The sequence below is a fragment of the Sphingomonas sp. genome (genome assembly GCF_024508665.1).
GTDB lineage: Bacteria > Pseudomonadota > Alphaproteobacteria > Sphingomonadales > Sphingomonadaceae > Sphingomonas.
The window spans coordinates 824,414-840,273 of the sequence record NZ_JANINP010000006.1 but is presented as its reverse complement, the minus strand read 5'-3'; the positions used below and the strand labels follow the sequence as shown (position 1 = coordinate 840,273).

Sequence of the window (15,860 nt, the reverse complement as noted above, 5' to 3'; positions counted from 1 at the left end):
ATGCACCACATTTGCCGGCCTGACGCTCAGGTCAAGCGCGATGAGCGCGTTTGCTATCCGACGGCGGAGGCGTTGTGACAGAACGGGACAGGCGCGCAACGCCCATTGCCGTCACGCAGCCCCTTCGACAAGTGCCACGGCGCCGCTATGTCGGTGCCATGACCGATAGCCCCAAGCCGCCCATCGCCGCGACCCGCCCGCATTCCTTCACCACCCATGGCATCACCATCGACGACCCCTGGGCTTGGCTCAAGGACCCGAGCTATCCGGACGTCAAGGACAAGGACGTGCTCGCCTATCTCGAGGCGGAGAATGCCTATTTCGAGGCGATGATGGCCCCGCACAAACCGCTGACCGATCGACTCTACGAAGAGATGAAGGGGCGGATCAAGGAAGACGATTCGTCGGTCCCGCAAAAGGACGGCGACTGGCTCTACTGGACCGCGTTCGAGACAGGCGGCCAGTACCGCAAATGGTGGCGCAAGCCGGTGACGGGCGGCGCCGACGAACTCCTGCTCGACGAACCCGCGCTTGCCGAAGGTAAGGAATATTTCCGGCTCGGCGCCTTCTCCGTGTCGAACGACGGCAAGCTGCTCGCCTACGCGATCGACGACAACGGGTCGGAGCGCTTCACCATCCGGGTCAAGGACCTGACGACCGGCGAGCACCTTCCCGACACCATTCCCGGCATGTTGTCGGAGATCGTATGGACCGCCGACGACAGCGCCTTCCTCTACGGCCTCGCCAACGAGCAATGGCGCACCGACAATGCCCGCCTGCACAAGCTCGGCACCGATCCCGCGACCGATATCGAGCTCTATCACGAGGACGATGAAGGCTTCCGCGTCGGGGTGAGCGAAACCAGCGACCGCAAATGGATCGTCATCGCGACCGGCGATCACGTCACCAGCGAGGTCTATCTGCTTCCCGCGACCGACCCGACGGCCAAGCCGATCTGCGTCGCGCCGCGTAAACCGGGGCGCGAATACGATGTCGAGACGCATGGCGACACGCTCTACATCCACACCAACGACACCGATCCGATGTGGCGCCTGTGCACCGCGCCGATCGCCGATCCGGGGAACTGGAGCGAGCTGATAGCGCCCTCGAAGCATTTCTACATGACCGGGATCGAATGCTATCGCGACTATTTCGTCGTCGAGGGGCGCGAGGACGGCCTCGATCAGATCTGGATCCACCGCTACGATCCGGCGATCGCGCCGCGGCAGATCGCCTTTCCCGAAGCCAGCTATACAGCGGGCCTGGGCGACAATCCCGAATATGACATGCCGGTACTCCGGCTCGGCTATGAATCGATGGTCACGCCGGGGACGGTCTACGATTACGACGTCGCGACGGGCGAGATGACAACGCTCAAGGTCCAGGAGATCCCTTCGGGATACGACGCGGGCAAATACGCGACCGAGCGGCTCAAGATAAAGGCGCGCGACGGGACCGAGGTACCGGTCTCGATCGTCTATCCCAAGGACTTCCCGAAAGACAGGTCGCGGCCGCTTTTCCTCTACGCCTATGGCGCTTATGGCTACGCCATCCCGCCCGGCTTCTCTACCGGGCGTCTGTCGCTGCTCGACCGCGGCTTCGCTTATGCAATCGCGCATATCCGCGGCGGCGACGATCTCGGCCAGCAATGGTATCATGACGGCAAGCTTGAGAAGCGAACCAACACGTTCAACGACTTCGTCGACGTGGCCAAGGCGCTGGTCGCCGATGGCTGGACCAGCGCCGGCAAGATCGCGATCGCTGGGCGCTCGGCCGGTGGCGAACTGATGGGCGCGGTGGTCAATTCGGACCCCGATCTGTGGGGCGCGGTGATCGCCGACGTGCCGTTCGTCGACGTGCTCAACACGATGCTCGACGACAGCCTGCCGCTGACGCCCGGCGAGTGGCCCGAATGGGGTAATCCGATCGAGGACAAGGCGGCGTTCGAGCTGATCCGCTCCTACTCACCCTATGACAATGTGAAAGCGCAGGCCTATCCGCCGATGTTCATCTCGGGCGGTCTCAACGATCCGCGCGTGACCTATTGGGAGCCGGCCAAATGGACAGCCAAACTGCGCGCGACCAAGACCGACGACAATCTGCTGCTGCTCAAGACCAATATGGGCGCGGGCCATGGCGGCAAATCGGGCCGGTTCGACAGTCTGTACGAGAGCGCCGAGGAGCATTGTTTCGTGCTTTGGCAATTGGGTGTCGAGGAATGACCCCCTCTCCCTTCCGGGGAGAGGGCCGGGGAGAGGGGCAGTGTGACTCACTAACCGAACAGACTGCGCCTCTCCCGACTTCGCTACGCTCGTCTGCCAGCGTCCGGTGGACATCGCCCCGCGATGTCCAGTGCATGCCGGGGGCATACACGGCCGGACGCTCCCCGGAGGGGAGAGGGCGCTGATGGCTGGCCTATCCTACCCCATCACCGCGACCGAGGCCGACATCGACGAGCTCGGCCATGTCAACAATGCGGTGTGGGTGAAGTGGATCCAGGACATCGCCGTCGCGCATTGGAACACGATCGCCACGCCCGAGCAGCGCGAAAGCATGATCTGGGTCGTGACCCGGCATGAGATCGACTATCGAGGTAATGTCTCGGCCGGCGAGACCGTGATCGCCGAGACCTGGGTTTCGGAGCCGCCGCAAGGCGCACGGTTCGACCGTCATGTCCGATTCACCGGCGCTGACGGCAAGGTGAAGGTCGAGGCGGTCACGACCTGGGCGCTGATCGACCGCGCGACGGGAAGGCTGATGCGGGTAAGGCCGGAACTGGCGGCGCCGTTCCTTGCCTAACCGTTTGCATCTTCAAAAAATCGGGGCACGGACATCGAAGTCCGTGCCCCGCCATGTCGATCAATAGCGATAGTCGTTATAGTAGCGATCGCGCCAATGGCGGCGATGCTCGCGGCGCCATTCGCGCTCGCGTTCCCAGCGCCGGCGCGCTTCCCAGCGCTCACGGCGTTCGCGCCAATGGTTGCGCCCGCCGTCGCGATAGCCGTCATTATAGCCATAGTGCCGGTGGCCGTCATTATACGACCCCCAGCTCTGCGCCGATGCGCTGGTGGGCATGAGGGCGAGAAGACCGCCCGCCACCGCCGTCGAAAGAAACATCATGGTACGCGTCATTACAACCTCCTGTCGGTGCTGACCCGACGGATGTATCAGCCGCAACATTGGTCAGCCCTGAACCGGCCGTACAGGTGAGGTTTAGGGTGGGCTGAGAACTCGCCTCTCTTTTCCCTTCACATATGACGGGAATTAGGGCGCCACATCTGGAGACAGGGGCCCTGGGTCTAATATAGTTTGCAACCTTAACGGGTAATCTACGTTAATAGCTCATCGCTGGCTGACTTCCTTGGCGCCCGCGGCTGAGGGTTAGCTTCCCCCGCCACAAGACGGAGGAATGACATATCAGCTTCACAACGAACTTTACTCCAGCCGATGCTGGACAGGCTGGCGCAGCGCAACTTGCTCTCGGACTCAGATTCGGATGCGCTTCTTTCATTACCGCACAGGCACGCTCGCTTTGACGCTGGCGCTTATATCGTGCGCGACGGTGACAGGGCCGATAGCTGTGGCGTTCTCGTCGGTGGATTTGTCTATCGTCACAAGGTGACCGGCGATGGAGCGCGGCAGATACTGTCCATCCACATGAAGGGCGACATCGTCGACGTCCAGAACAGCCTGTTGGGCTATGCCGATCACAGCGTGCAGGCGCTCACCCATGCCGAGCTCGCCGTCATACCTCAATCGGCGCTGCTCGAACTCTGCGCCGAACGCCCGGCGATTGCGCAAGCGCTTTGGCGAGACACGCTTGTCGACGCTTCGATATTTCGAGAGTGGATCGTCAATGTTGGCCGACGCGACGCACGGTAGCGGATTGCGCATCTGTTCTGTGAACTCGCGCTCCGGCAGGAGGCCGCGGGTTTATGCCACGGTCCAAATTACGAGTGGCCGATGACGCAAGAGCAGGTGGGCGACGCAACCGGCCTTACTTCGGTCCATGTCAACCGCACGCTTCAGAGTATGCGCTCCGAAGGGCTCGTCACCACCAGCAAGCAGCGCGTGACGATCGCGGATTGGGCAGGGCTTCAGACGGCCGGGGATTTCAGCCGCGCCTACCTCCACCAATCGCGTCAAGCAGCCTGGGCCTGGATCAGTCGACCGCCTTGGCCTTACCCTTCCCGTTTCACCTCCGCGATCGCCGTTCGGCTCTGCCTGGCCCAGGTTTCGCGGCCGGTCAGAAACGCCTTCCACCCCAATATCGCGCCCCAATGGCGGAATAGCTGGAAGCTGAACGGCTCGAGCACCGCCGCGGCCAGCGCGGGGCCGAAGCGCAGTCCCTTGGTCTGTCCGGTCCAGCGCGAATAGAGATGGAGCGAGGTCAAGTGGAAGGTCAGGTCGACGAGGATCTTGACCGCCATGATGATCAGGATCGGCAGCACGATGTGGAAGCGGCCGCTGAACAATACCACCAGCAGGATGACGAATGCGGTCAGGCCGAATACCGGCTGCACCGTATCAGCCGCCTTGACCGGCAGCATCGCGGTGCCGAGCTTCCCGAAGTGGCGGTTGGCGACCATGTCGCGGTTCCAATATTGCGTCTGCAGGAAACCGCCGAACCAGCGACGGCGCTGGCGCAGGAATGCCGGCAAGGTCGCCGGCGCATCGGTCGAGGCGAGCGCATCGCCGACCACGCGGACCTGCCAGTCGCGGCCGGTATCATGCGCGACGCGGTGGAGGCGGTGGATCAGTTCATAATCCTCGACCAGGCAATCTGGATCGAATCCGCCGACCTCGACCACCGCCTTTGTGCGGAACGCGGCAAAGGCGCCGGACACCAGCAGCAATCCATTCAACCGGTCCCACGCATAACGCGACAGAAAGTTGCGGATATATTCGTAGGTCTGGAACCATTCGAACAGCCGCCCCGACAAGCTCGGCCCGCACATCGGACGGATCACCCCGGTCGCGGCGACCAGTTCGGGTTCGGCGGCGAAGGCGTTGCGCATTGCCGCAATCGCGCCGCGCTCGAGCAAGGTATCGGCATCGACGGTGACGACGATCTCTTCGTCGACATGCAGGATCGCCGCGTTGAGCGCTCGCGCCTTGCCGCCATGCGGCAACCGCAGCCAGCGCAGTGACGGCAATTTGGGCGCAGGCGGGCTGATCGCGCCCACATCCGGCTGCGCCAGGCCATAGCGCGCGAGCGTTTCCGGCGTGGCATCGTCCGATCCGTCATCGGCAATCAGGATAAGATCAGGCGCGTCCTTCTGCGCCGCGAGGCGATCAATCGTCACGTCGAGCACCGCCGCTTCGTTGCGCGCCGCGACGATGACGGCCAGGGTCGATCGGGCGTCGGAGCGTGGCGCGGACCGCGTCCCGTGGCGCAGCGGCCAGATCTGCACCGCGGTGAAGATCAGTAGCGCGGTATCATAGAGAATGTACGCGACACCGACGGACCAGACCAGGATGCCCTGGCGCAGGAACGCCTGAACCACCAGCGCCACGAATGCCACATAAACCAATGCGGTCACCCCATTGCTCGGCCAGCCGACGCGGCGTGGGTTGAGGCGCGGAGACAGGATGGCAAAGGACTGGGCGAGCGCGTCCGCCGGCGTACGCTGGAGCATGGAGTAGAGGACTTCGTTTGGGGGGCCGATATTCCTAGCGTTCGTTTCGGCCCCGCACTAGCCTGATTGCCAATGCGTTAGGGAGTACATCGTGGAAGGCGAACGGTTCACGAAAACCGCGATCTGGTTGCATTGGTTGATCGCGATCGGCGTGATGACCAACATCGTCCTCGCCTGGATGTGGCCGCTCGGCGACCATAATGACGCGATCGGCCAATATGTCCGGCCGATGATCGACAGTCACAAGTCGATCGGCATCACCATCCTGGGGCTCGCCATATTGCGGCTGTTGTGGCGGATCGGGCACAAGCCGCCGCCCTACCCGGCCAGCTACAAGCCATGGGAGCGGACGGCAGCGCATATCGTCCATTGGGGATTGTATTTCGTCATCCTGGCGATGCCGATCACCGGATGGGTGATGGATTCGGCATGGAAGGACGCCGCCGCCAATCCGATGCACTTCTTCGGCACGTTCGAATGGCCGCGGCTGGGCTTCATCATGGCGATGGCGCCCGACACCAAGGAGTGGATCCATTCCACCTTCGGCGAGGCACATGAGCTGATCGCCAAGCTGGTCTATCTTTTGATCGTCCTGCACCTGGCCGGAGCGATCAAGCATCAAATGGAAGGGCATAAGGAACTGCAACGTATGGGAATCGGGCGCTGAGATTGGTGAAAGCACATTGAGCGCAAAGCCCGGGAAGCCGGCGGTCGGCGGCGCGCCTAGATTCTTGGTCCAAGCTACGAAAGACCAAGCCATGACCTTTGCCTATACCTGCTTCGCTTCCCCGGTTGGCATGCTCAAGCTCGTCGCGAGCGAGCGCGGGCTGGCCGCGATCCTGTGGGAGAATGACGACCCCGATCGTGTCAGGCTGGGTACGATGACCGAACAGCCGGAGCATCCGGTGCTGATCGAGACGGTGCGCCAACTGGGCGAGTATTTCGCCGGCACACGCACGCATTTCGACCTGCCGCTCGATTTCCACGGCACCGATTTCCAGAAGAGCGTGTGGGCGGCATTGCTGACCATCCCGTTCGGCGAGACGCGGTCCTATGCCGAGATCGCACGCCAGCTCGGTCGCCCGACCGCGTTCCGCGCGGTGGGCGCGGCGAACGGTAAGAACCCGATCTCGATCGTCGCGCCATGCCACCGCGTGATCGGCACCAACGGCGCGCTCACGGGCTTTGCCGGTGGATTGGAGGGCAAAGCCTTCCTGCTCGAACTGGAGGGCGCCGCCTGACTCCCCTCCCGTCATCCCAGCCAAAGCTGGGATCTCTGGCCGAATTGCGATACGGATTGAGACCCCAGCTTGCGTTGGGGTGACGGTTTTGGGGGAAAATCATGCCGTTTCGTCACGCCGGCTGGGCGCTGCTGTTGCTGGTGCCGATGATCGCGGTCGCGTTCTGGCCGCAATATCTCCACGACCTGCCGCATGCCGCGTTCGCGCTCCACGCCCATGGCATCACCGCCGCCTTGTGGATCGCACTTGTCTTCTTCCAGCATTGGTCGATCCATCAGCGCCGCAACGGCCTCCATCGCACCGCCGGCCTGGGGGTATTCGCGATCGTACCGCTGTTCATGGCGGGCGCATTGCTGGCAATGCAGAGCATGGCGGCGAAGGCGCTGGCCGGGCATCCTTTCTATGCTCCGTTCGGCGCGATGCTGGGGCTCGACGATGCGATCGCGAGTATCGCCTTTCTGTTCATCGTCCGCGCTGCCTTGCTCCATCGCCACCAGGTCTGGCTGCATGCGGGCTACATGATCTCGACCCTGTTGCTGGTATTGCCGCCGATCGTGACGCGGCTGTTGCCGCCGATGGCAATTCCCGGGCTGAGTCCGTTCGACGCCGCCTACCTGACCGCCGAATTGAGCGCCGGCCTGATCGCCGTCCTGCTGGCCTTGGCCTATCCCCGCAGCCGACGGCCGTTCCTGACCGTCGCCGCCGTCACCGTCGCACAGGCTGCTCTAGTCGAAGCGCTAGGACGCAGCGCGGCCTGGGCCGCAGCCTTTGCCGCCCTGACCCAAATCCCGACAGCGGTGCTGGCAACGATCGGCATCCTGGCCGGTGCCGCCACGCTCTGGTCGGCCTGGCCGAAACCGCGCGCGGCGTTGCGCGCCGCCTGACCGTTTCAATCGGCGGCGGGAAGAGCGGCCGGCAGGTCGCTGCCGTCCGCCAGTCCCACGCCGCGATGGACGCGAACGCCGCTTTCGGAGCGAAGGCCGCCCCCGACGCGGATATGCTTGCCCATCGGCAGCGGCGCCACCGGCACCGGTGCGGATAGCGCCGCGGCGACCGGCGCGGGCGGCGTTGAGCCGCCGCGATGAACGACGACGCCCGAGACGACCTCGCCCGAATCATAGCCTCCAGCACCGGCAACGGCCACGCCGCTCGCGCTACCGGGCCAGGGACTGGTACGGCCCGTCAGGCTGGGCTCGAGCCCCGAATAATTCTGGCTATTGGCGAGCGCGCCCTCGAGCCCGCCGCGCCAGCGATAGAAGATATGCGCGCCGACCGTCGCGACGCGATCCATGCTCGATGCCCACCAGGGCAAAACGTAATTGGCGTGATAGAAAGTGGCGGAGCCGATCGGGGCATAGACTTGACCCGACAAGGCAGCGACCGCGATATCGCGCGCATGCGCCCAGGATGCGGGGTCGCGGCGGAACGCCATCGATCCGTCGCAGGTAAAGCTGAACTGGCACCCCGTGCGTCGAGTCGATCCCTGATAGACCACGCCGCAGACGCTGTCGGGAAAGGCGCGATCGCGCACGCGGTTGAGCACGACCTGGGCGACCGCGCGCTGACCATCGTCGTTTTGCGACCGCGCTTCATAATAGACCGCGGCGGTCAGGCATTCGATCGCGCGCGCGGCATCATCGGGGCTGCGCGTCGCCGACAGAGCGAGCAACGGCTGCGCGGCGGCGATCGCGGTGACCGGGCCACCCGCGTCGACGAGCGCCGGAAGCTTGGCGGCGATATCCGCGGGAAGGTCGAGCGCCAGCTTGTTGATCATGGTGACGGTCGCGATCGGCCGCGCCTTCAGCCGCTGCGGCACCTCGGCTTGGGGCAGGCACGACGCGACCATCGCCAGCAGGCCAAGGCCCGCGGGCGCGCGCAATCTGAGGAGAACCCACCGCCGCTTCACGAGCGACGGGTTAGGCAATCAGGGTTAGCACCGAGTTAAGAGGGGAACTCGCCGGCGATTTCCGCGTCTTGGCTAGCCCGAATTCCTCAGCGCCGTCGCGATCGCGTTGATCGACAACAGGATACCCTCGCCGATCCGCGGATCGTCCTCGCCCGCGCGATGGCGCTTCATCAGCTCGATCTGGAGCAGGTTGAGCGGCTCGATATAGGGCAGCCGCAAGCGGATCGAGGCGTCGAGGCCGGGATTCTTTTCGAGCAGCCGTGACTGACCGGTCGCGTCGAGCAGGCCGTCGCGCGCCTGTTCCCAGCCGTCGCGGATGCGCGGGAAGATCGCATCGGCTAGTGCCCGGTCCTTGACCAGCGAACAATAGCGTTCGGCGATCGCCATGTCCGATTTGCTGATCACTTGCTCCATATTGTCGAGCGTCGCGGCGAAGAACGGCCAGGCTTGCGCCATTTCGCGCAACAAGGCCTTGTCCTCGAACGCGGCCAATGCCTGGCCGACCCCGTACCAGCCCGGCAGCATCACGCGTGCCTGCGCCCAGCTGAACACCCAGGGGATCGCGCGCAGATCCTCGATCGCATCGGATTTCTTGCGGCTCGCTGGGCGGCTGCCGATCTTGAGGTTGGCGATCTCCGCGATCGGGGTCATCTCGCGGAAGAAGGTGCGGAAGCCCTCGGTCTTGTAGACCAGTCCGCGATACGCCTTGAACGCGGTGGCCGACAGCTCGTCCATCGCCGCGCCGAACCTTTTGTGATCGGCGTCGGATAAAGCGGGCGGTGCCAGGCTGGCGAGCAGGGTCGCGGCGGCCATCGCCTCGAGATTGGTCGTCGCGCTTTCAGCCGTGCCGTATTTGGCGGCGATCACTTCGCCCTGTTCGGTGATACGAATACGCCCCTGCACCGATCCCCGCGGCTGCGCCTGGATCGCGGCGAAGGACGATCCGCCGCCCCGTCCGACCGCGCCGCCGCGGCCATGGAACAATTGCATGCCGACATGCGCCTGTTCGAACACCGGTTCGAGCGCTTCTGACGCGCGGCTCAATTGCCAGGTGGAGGTCAGATAGCCGCCATCCTTGTTCGAGTCCGAATAGCCGATCATCACTTCCTGGACGCCCCGCCCGACCGCGAGGGCGGCGATTTCGGGCAAGGCAAACCATTCGGCCATGATACCCGGCGCCGCCTCGAGATCGCCGACCGTCTCGAACAGCGGCACCGCCATGATCGCGGCGCTGGGCGGGTCGCCGGGCACGTACAGCCCGACTTCCTTGAGCATGAGATGGACTTCGAGCAGGTCGCTGACCGACATCGCCATCGAGACGATATATTGGCGGATGCAGGCCGGCCCGTATTTGCCATGCGCCTCGGCCGCGGCGCGCAGGATCGCAAGTTCGGACGCGGTGTCGGCGCTGTAGGCCGCATAGGGGCTGACCAATGGGCGCACATTGGCGAGTTCGCGGCGCAGCAGGGCCACGCGCGCGGCTTCGTCGAGTGCGAGATAGTCGGGCTCGACCCCCGCGACCTTGAGCAATTCGGCAACCGTGCGTTCGTGGACCGCGCTGTTCTGGCGCAGGTCGAGTGTCGCCAGGTGGAAGCCGAACGTATCCACCGCGCGGATCAGCCGGCCGAGCGCGCCACCCGAAGCCAACGGCCCCGCGCCTTCCTCGGCCAGCGCGTGGGCGATGGTCACCAGATCGCGGCGCAGCGCTTGCGGATCGGCGTAAGGCTCGCCCTTGAGCGCGGCGGGGCGGGCCGGCGGCTTGCCGGTGAGCGCACGATAGGTGGCGGCGAGCCGGGCATAGACGCCCGAAAGCGCCCGGCGATACGGCTCGTCGTTGCGGCTCGGCGCGTCGTCACCGCTCGCCGCCGCGAGTTGGAGCAGTTCGTCGCTGACCCGCGCATGATCGGTCGAGATCGACAATTCGGCGCCGAGCGCGTGCACCGCGTCGAGGTAATAACCGAGCACCGCCTCGCACGACCGCGCCAGTGCCGAGGTCAGCGATTCCGCCACGACATTGGGATTGCCGTCGCGGTCGCCGCCGATCCAGCTGCCCGGCTTGAGGAAGCTCGGCGTGCGTTCGCCCAGCGCGCGGTCCCAGCGCTGGTACAGGCCGGGCAATACCGGCAGGAACACGTCGCGCAGATAGGAGAGCGCCGTTTCCACCTCGTCGGCGACATAGAGCCGCTCGCGCCGCAGCACGCGGGTCTGCCACAACAAGGCGATCTGCCGCGCGATCGCCTGTTCGACATCGTCGCCTTCCTGCGTCGTCGCGATCTTGCGGTCGCGCAACGCCATCAGCTGGGCGATGCGGTTGCGATGGTCGATCATCGACTTGCGCCGCACTTCGGTCGGATGCGCGGTCAGGACGGGCGCGACCAGGGCATGGTCGAGCAGGCGCATCACCTTGTCCTTGCCGATCCCCTGGTCGGCCAATCGTTGCAGCGCCGCCGCGACGTCCGCGCCCGGCTCGGCCGCGACGCCCTGACGATCCTCGGCCAGGTTGGCGAGCATCGAGAACAGCATGAAACCGCGCACGAAATCGAGCGTCTCGTCGAGCGACAGGCGATCCAGCCCGAGATCGACATCCCCGCCGACGCCGCGATGGCGATCGACCGAAGCCGAGCGGATATATTCGGTACGTTTGAACAGCGCGTCGCCGCCATAAGCGCGGATCACGTCGCCGAGCAATTTGCCCAGAAAGCGCACGTCGGGGTTGTTGGTGATGGTGGGGAGGTCAGCCATTTCCGCTTGCTGCACTGCAGCGCGATGCGGGTCAATCGTTTCGTTATCGGGCCCATTCATGGCATTTTATTCCAACGGCGCGGCTAGGAGGACGCATACGTTTGCATGAAACGGCGGCACACGAACTATCCTCATGCGTCATCCCCGCGCACGCGGGGACCCAGCTCCTCAGCAAGCGGCGCTTCACAGCGGTTGTAGCAACGGCGCGCACGCTGGATGGGTCCTGCTTTCGCGGTGATGGCGCGAAAAAAGCGGAACCCTAAGCCTCCAGCTCGACGTCCCAATACAGCCAGTCGTGCCACGTATCGTGGAGATGGTTCGGCGGAAAACTCCGCCCATGTTCCTGCAATTGCCAGCTGGTCGGCCGGATCGGCTCGACGTGGAGCGGCATCTTGGCTTCGGCCGGCGTGCGGCCGCCCTTGCGCAGATTGCACGGCGCGCAGGCCGTGGCCACATTCTCCCACGTCGTGCGGCCGCCATAAGCGCGCGGAATGACGTGGTCGAAGGTCAGGTCCTTGTGGGTGCCGCAATATTGGCACTGGAAACGGTCGCGCAGGAACAGGTTGAACCGCGTGAAGGCCGGGAACTGGCTCGGCCGGACATATTGTTTGAGCGCGATGACGCTGGGCAGCTTCAGCGCGAAATTGGGGCTGCGCACTTCGCGCTCGTAATGCGCGACGATGTCGACCCGATCCAAAAAGACCGCCTTGACGGCGGTCTGCCATGGCCAGACGGAGAGCGGGTAATAGCTGAGCGGCGTATAATCGGCGTTCAGCACCAACGCGGGACAACTGTCCGGATGTCGCATCAGGTCGGGATGAAACACGCTTTCCCCCTTCGCTTTCCTGGCAGGCGTAAAGCCGATCAGGATGACGCCATGATGACAGCACAGCGCGCGACTCGCGGTCAAGGGCCGGTTTGGTGATCGTCAGCCGTTTCGCGCCGAGTCCCACCGGAGGGTTGCATTTGGGTCACGCCTGGTCGGCGATCCAGGCGCATGACCGCGCCCGCGACCATGGCGGGCGCTTCCTGCTGCGGATCGAGGACACCGACGTGACGCGGTCTCGGCGCGAACACGTCGCCGGGATCCTGCAGGATCTGGAATGGCTCGGGCTCGGCTGGGACGAGATGACGGTCCAGTCCGAACGGCTGGCGCTGTATGACGCCGCGCTCGACCGCTTGCGCGACGACGGCCTGGCCTATCCCTGTTTCTGCACCCGCGCCGAGATCGCGCGCGAAGTTGCCGCCAGCCTGCATGCACCCCATGGTCCCGACGGGCCGCTCTATCCCGGCACCTGCCGCTCGATCGATCCCGCTACACGCGAGGCGCGGATGGCGGGCGAGCCCTTTGCGTGGCGGCTCGACGCCGGCGAGGCCGCGCGGCGCGCGGGACCGCTCACCTGGACCGACGAACTCGCCGGCACGATGCCGGTCGAGCCGCTGATGCTCGGCGACCTCGTGCTCAAGGGCAAGGACCGCCCGGCCAGTTATCATCTCGCCGTAGTGGTCGACGACGCCGCGCAAGGCGTCACCCATGTCGTGCGCGGTCGCGATATCATGCCCTCGACCCATGCCCACCGTTTGCTCCAGGCCGTGCTCGGCCTGCCCGAGCCGGTCTATCACCATCATGCTCTGGTGCTCGACGCCAACGGCAACCGCTTGGCCAAGCGTCATGGCGCGCCGACGCTGGCCGATTGGCGCGTGCAGGGCATCGACGGCGTGGCCCTCGCCGGCCAGTTGCGCGCCGGCGTCCTGCCCTCCGACTTCGCCTTCGACTGCTAGCCTCGCCGTTCGGGGCGAAATGTAGGTCGAGATGGCAGATCAAGACCCCGCTTGACTCTTAAATCTACATATGTTGTATTTAGTTCATGGCCGCCACTCGTCGCCCCTCCAAACAAATGCTTCGGCTCCTCGACGCGCTGTCCGTGACGCCGAACGAGTGGCGCCATGGCTATGACATCATCAAGGAAACCGGGCTTTTGTCGGGCACGCTCTACCCGCTGCTGATGCGGATGACCGACCAGGGCCTGGTCGAGGCGGAATGGCGCGAGCCGGCGCAACCCGGCCGGCCCGCGCGTCATGCCTATCGGCTGACGACGCAGGGTCTCGCGCTGGCGCGGGCAACGGCCAATGAGCGCGCCTCATCCGGTTTCAAGGAGATATCCGTATGACGGCGATCCTGGCGCGTGCCGTTATGGCGCTGGCTGAAGCCTGCCTCGGCGATGATCGCCGTGACTGGGCGTTGGCGATGCGTAGCGAGCTGGACGCCGCCATCGACGATGGCAAGCCGCTGACCTTTGCGGCGGGTTGCCTGATCGGCGCGCTGCGCGAGATGCCGAAACATGAAGAGGGTCGGTTCGCGCTGACCAGCCACGCCGTCGCGCTAGGCCTGCTCCCGCTGGCCGCGCTGTTGATGGTGGGCACAGCATCCGGGTTTCCCTTCCTGCCGACCGGCCATGCCGGGATAGCCGGCTGGTTCGCCGGCGCAGGCGAACATCAGCCATTGCTCACGCCTTGGAACCGCGGTTTTGCCCCGGCCCTGGCGGTGCTCGTCTGGGGTATCGTCGCCGGGCATGTGCTGATGCCGTGGTTCGTCCTGGAGCGGAATTGGGATCGCGTCGCTACCCTCGCGCGCGTCAACAGCGCTGCCACGGTCACCCTCTTCCTGTTCACCGGCGTCCTGTTCCTCGACATGGCGTTCCTGCTGCTGCCGGCCGCCGTGCTCACGATCGAACTCGTGGCGATCTGGCAACTGCACCGGTGGCAGGCGCACCTGTTCGCCGGCGCGCCGCCCGGGACGCCGGCCGCGTAACTTCCAGAATTTCTGCCTGCACCATGTGAACTGCACGGGCCGCTTACGGTCCGCCGGAACACGTGCGCCTTTCGTTCAATACTGCGTGGAAGGAGAGAAGAGATGAACATGCCTCTAGCGATGATCGCCCTCGCCATGGCGATGCCCGCCGCATCGGCGCCGGCGCCGCAACCCTCGGCCTCGCCGATCCTTGGTCGATGGACTCTCGACACCGGGTCGATGACGATCCCGGTCGAGGCCCGTCCCGCCAGCGTGACCGCCGAATTCGCCGACGCCGGAGGCGGCATGTGGAATACCACCTATGTAATCACCGCGAAGGACGGCAGCGCCCGCCGCATGACGTCGCAAGAACACCTCGACGGCCAAGCCGTCCCGATCGCAGGCGACCAGACGGAGGCCGACAGTGTCGCGATGACTACCCCCCAGCCGAACGTGCTGGTCATGGGACTGAGCAAGAGCGGCAATCTCGGTTCGGTCAGGGTCTATACGGTGTCGCCGGACGGCAAGGAAATGACCGAGAGTGCGACGGTCGTCGGCGCGGACGGAAAGCCGACCGTGCGGCGCTTCCGCTGGATTCGATAAGATCTGAGGCGGCTTGCGGGGAAATGCGCGCACGGGGCAAAATCACCGTGGCTCCGCACGGCGCTCGCAAGCTGCCTCTCGTTCATTGCGCCCATTGGCTTCGCGCCCGGCGGAGCCTAGATAGGTCCCATGACCGTCTTCCTCGCCTTGCTGCTCATCGCCGCGATGATCGCGACCGTCGTTGCCCTGGTTCGTGGCGTCGTCCTGTTCCTCAAGGGCGCTACCGAGGATGTGAAAAGCGGCGATGGCCCCAGCGCCACGTCGCTTCGGTCGAACCAGATGATGATGTACCGCATCATCTTTCAGGCGGTGGCGATCCTCATCGCGGTGCTGTTGCTGTTGCTCGTCGGCCGCCAGCATTGAGCGGCTGACCATTGGTCAAGCTCAACAAGATCTATACGCGCACGGGTGACGACGGCACGACCGGGCTGGTCGGCGGCGGACGGATTTCCAAAGCCGATCCGCTGATGGCGGCGATCGGCGACGTCGATGAGGCGAACAGTGCGATCGGCGTGGCGTTGGTGTCGATCGACGATGACGGCACCGCCGGCGGCTTGCGGCGTATCCAGAACGAATTGTTCGACCTCGGCGCTGATTTCGCGACCCCGCTCGATATGGAAGGCGGGCTGCGCGTGACGGCAGAGCAGATCGAGCGGCTCGAGCACGAGATCGACGCGATGAACGCTTCGCTGTCGCCGTTGACCAGCTTCGTCCTGCCCGGCGGCGCGGCCGGCGCGGCGCAGCTCCACCTGGCGCGCGCGATCGTCCGCCGTGCCGAGCGCAGCGCAGTCGCCGCTTCCGCCGACAATCCGCTCACTCCCGAGGCGTTGACCTATATCAACCGCCTGTCCGACTGGCTGTTCGTCGCGGCGCGGCGATTGAACAATCTGGGCGCCAGCGACGTTCTCTGGGTTCCCGGCGCATCGCGTCGATAACCC

General features: G+C 65.0%; 17 protein-coding genes and 1 pseudogene. 13 read left to right on the top strand and 5 right to left on the bottom strand.

Going from position 1 to position 15,860, the window contains the following annotated elements; translation table 11 throughout:
• Positions 1-158: 158 nt before the first annotated feature.
• A complete protein-coding gene (locus tag Q0L25_RS12820) occupies positions 159-2,222 on the top strand; it encodes a S9 family peptidase (RefSeq protein WP_296614822.1) in 2,064 nt (687 codons plus the stop codon).
• A 184-nt stretch (positions 2,223-2,406) separates the two neighbouring features.
• The gene (locus Q0L25_RS12815; protein ID WP_296614821.1) at positions 2,407-2,799 is read left to right on the top strand and encodes a thioesterase family protein; all 393 of its coding nucleotides are present in this window, start codon (positions 2,407-2,409) and stop codon (positions 2,797-2,799) included.
• A gap of 60 nt (positions 2,800-2,859) precedes the next feature.
• Here Q0L25_RS12815 and Q0L25_RS12810 read toward each other — a convergent pair whose 3' ends face one another.
• Positions 2,860-3,132: a hypothetical protein gene (locus tag Q0L25_RS12810; RefSeq protein WP_296614819.1), complete on the bottom strand. Its 273-nt coding sequence runs from the start codon at positions 3,130-3,132 to the stop codon at positions 2,860-2,862.
• 315 nt (positions 3,133-3,447) lie between these two features.
• Between Q0L25_RS12810 and Q0L25_RS12805 the strand changes: the two genes are divergently transcribed.
• Both Q0L25_RS12805 and Q0L25_RS12800 read left to right on the top strand, forming a co-directional pair.
• Positions 3,448-3,882 carry a Crp/Fnr family transcriptional regulator gene (locus tag Q0L25_RS12805; protein ID WP_296614817.1) on the top strand — a complete coding sequence of 145 codons (435 nt, stop codon included), beginning with the start codon at positions 3,448-3,450 and terminating at the stop codon, positions 3,880-3,882.
• Between the two features lie 3 nt (positions 3,883-3,885).
• Positions 3,886-4,089, top strand: a pseudogene (locus Q0L25_RS12800) (helix-turn-helix domain-containing protein); the annotation flags it as partial.
• Positions 4,090-4,181: 92 nt separating this feature from the next.
• Here the strand turns inward: Q0L25_RS12800 and Q0L25_RS12795 are convergent.
• Positions 4,182-5,639, bottom strand: coding sequence for a glycosyltransferase (locus Q0L25_RS12795; protein ID WP_296614816.1), 1,458 nt, complete (start codon positions 5,637-5,639; stop codon positions 4,182-4,184).
• Positions 5,640-5,730: 91 nt separating this feature from the next.
• On the opposite strand from Q0L25_RS12795, the gene Q0L25_RS12790 reads away from it, so the two are divergent.
• From Q0L25_RS12790 to Q0L25_RS12780, 3 genes are all read left to right on the top strand, one after another.
• Complete coding sequence (locus tag Q0L25_RS12790) at positions 5,731-6,306, top strand: cytochrome b (RefSeq protein WP_296614814.1); 576 nt, start codon at positions 5,731-5,733, stop codon at positions 6,304-6,306.
• Between the two features lie 91 nt (positions 6,307-6,397).
• Positions 6,398-6,880, top strand: coding sequence for a methylated-DNA--[protein]-cysteine S-methyltransferase (locus Q0L25_RS12785; protein ID WP_296614813.1), 483 nt, complete (start codon positions 6,398-6,400; stop codon positions 6,878-6,880).
• A gap of 101 nt (positions 6,881-6,981) precedes the next feature.
• Positions 6,982-7,764: a hypothetical protein gene (locus Q0L25_RS12780; protein WP_296614811.1), complete on the top strand. Its 783-nt coding sequence runs from the start codon at positions 6,982-6,984 to the stop codon at positions 7,762-7,764.
• 5 nt (positions 7,765-7,769) lie between these two features.
• On the opposite strand, the gene Q0L25_RS12775 is transcribed toward Q0L25_RS12780, so the two are convergent.
• The 3 genes from Q0L25_RS12775 to Q0L25_RS12765 form a co-directional block, all read right to left on the bottom strand.
• Positions 7,770-8,786: a cell wall hydrolase gene (locus Q0L25_RS12775; protein WP_296614810.1), complete on the bottom strand. Its 1,017-nt coding sequence runs from the start codon at positions 8,784-8,786 to the stop codon at positions 7,770-7,772.
• 72 nt (positions 8,787-8,858) lie between these two features.
• Positions 8,859-11,528 (bottom strand): phosphoenolpyruvate carboxylase, encoded by a 2,670-nt coding sequence (ppc, locus tag Q0L25_RS12770; protein ID WP_296614808.1) that lies wholly within the window; start codon positions 11,526-11,528, stop codon positions 8,859-8,861.
• A gap of 259 nt (positions 11,529-11,787) precedes the next feature.
• Positions 11,788-12,354 carry an HNH endonuclease gene (locus tag Q0L25_RS12765; RefSeq protein ID WP_066587088.1) on the bottom strand — a complete coding sequence of 189 codons (567 nt, stop codon included), beginning with the start codon at positions 12,352-12,354 and terminating at the stop codon, positions 11,788-11,790.
• Between the two features lie 92 nt (positions 12,355-12,446).
• On the opposite strand from Q0L25_RS12765, the gene gluQRS reads away from it, so the two are divergent.
• The 6 genes from gluQRS (at position 12,447) to Q0L25_RS12735 (ending at position 15,857) form a co-directional block, all read left to right on the top strand.
• Entirely contained in the window at positions 12,447-13,310 is an 864-nt protein-coding gene (gene gluQRS, locus Q0L25_RS12760; protein WP_296614806.1) for a tRNA glutamyl-Q(34) synthetase GluQRS, read from the top strand.
• Positions 13,311-13,426: 116 nt separating this feature from the next.
• Positions 13,427-13,699, top strand: a complete 273-nt coding sequence (locus Q0L25_RS12755; protein ID WP_296614804.1) for a PadR family transcriptional regulator — start codon at positions 13,427-13,429, stop codon at positions 13,697-13,699.
• On the top strand, positions 13,696-14,340 hold the full coding sequence (locus tag Q0L25_RS12750) for a hypothetical protein (protein WP_296614802.1): 645 nt from the start codon (positions 13,696-13,698) through the stop codon (positions 14,338-14,340). Before Q0L25_RS12755 ends, Q0L25_RS12750 begins: the two co-directional genes overlap by 4 nt.
• Before the next feature lie 102 nt (positions 14,341-14,442).
• Entirely contained in the window at positions 14,443-14,922 is a 480-nt protein-coding gene (locus Q0L25_RS12745; protein WP_296614800.1) for a hypothetical protein, read from the top strand.
• A 129-nt stretch (positions 14,923-15,051) separates the two neighbouring features.
• A complete protein-coding gene (locus tag Q0L25_RS12740) occupies positions 15,052-15,285 on the top strand; it encodes a twin transmembrane helix small protein (RefSeq protein WP_296614797.1) in 234 nt (77 codons plus the stop codon).
• Between the two features lie 11 nt (positions 15,286-15,296).
• Positions 15,297-15,857, top strand: a complete 561-nt coding sequence (locus Q0L25_RS12735; RefSeq protein ID WP_296614796.1) for a cob(I)yrinic acid a,c-diamide adenosyltransferase — start codon at positions 15,297-15,299, stop codon at positions 15,855-15,857.
• The last annotated feature ends 3 nt before the right edge of the window (positions 15,858-15,860 follow it).

What these genes read in the sequence shown, in the direction of transcription:
- Q0L25_RS12820 (WP_296614822.1), top strand. Translation starts at nt 159, where the DNA reads ATGACCGATAGCCCCAAGCCGCCCATCGCCGCGACCCGCCCGCATTCC.
- Q0L25_RS12815 (WP_296614821.1), top strand. Translation starts at nt 2,407, where the DNA reads ATGGCTGGCCTATCCTACCCCATCACCGCGACCGAGGCCGACATCGAC.
- Q0L25_RS12810 (WP_296614819.1), bottom strand. Translation starts at nt 3,132, where the DNA reads ATGACGCGTACCATGATGTTTCTTTCGACGGCGGTGGCGGGCGGTCTT.
- Q0L25_RS12805 (WP_296614817.1), top strand. Translation starts at nt 3,448, where the DNA reads ATGCTGGACAGGCTGGCGCAGCGCAACTTGCTCTCGGACTCAGATTCG.
- Q0L25_RS12795 (WP_296614816.1), bottom strand. Translation starts at nt 5,639, where the DNA reads ATGCTCCAGCGTACGCCGGCGGACGCGCTCGCCCAGTCCTTTGCCATC.
- Q0L25_RS12785 (WP_296614813.1), top strand. Translation starts at nt 6,398, where the DNA reads ATGACCTTTGCCTATACCTGCTTCGCTTCCCCGGTTGGCATGCTCAAG.
- Q0L25_RS12780 (WP_296614811.1), top strand. Translation starts at nt 6,982, where the DNA reads ATGCCGTTTCGTCACGCCGGCTGGGCGCTGCTGTTGCTGGTGCCGATG.
- ppc (WP_296614808.1), bottom strand. Translation starts at nt 11,528, where the DNA reads ATGGCTGACCTCCCCACCATCACCAACAACCCCGACGTGCGCTTTCTG.
- Q0L25_RS12755 (WP_296614804.1), top strand. Translation starts at nt 13,427, where the DNA reads ATGCTTCGGCTCCTCGACGCGCTGTCCGTGACGCCGAACGAGTGGCGC.
- Q0L25_RS12750 (WP_296614802.1), top strand. Translation starts at nt 13,696, where the DNA reads ATGACGGCGATCCTGGCGCGTGCCGTTATGGCGCTGGCTGAAGCCTGC.
- Q0L25_RS12745 (WP_296614800.1), top strand. Translation starts at nt 14,443, where the DNA reads ATGAACATGCCTCTAGCGATGATCGCCCTCGCCATGGCGATGCCCGCC.
- Q0L25_RS12740 (WP_296614797.1), top strand. Translation starts at nt 15,052, where the DNA reads ATGACCGTCTTCCTCGCCTTGCTGCTCATCGCCGCGATGATCGCGACC.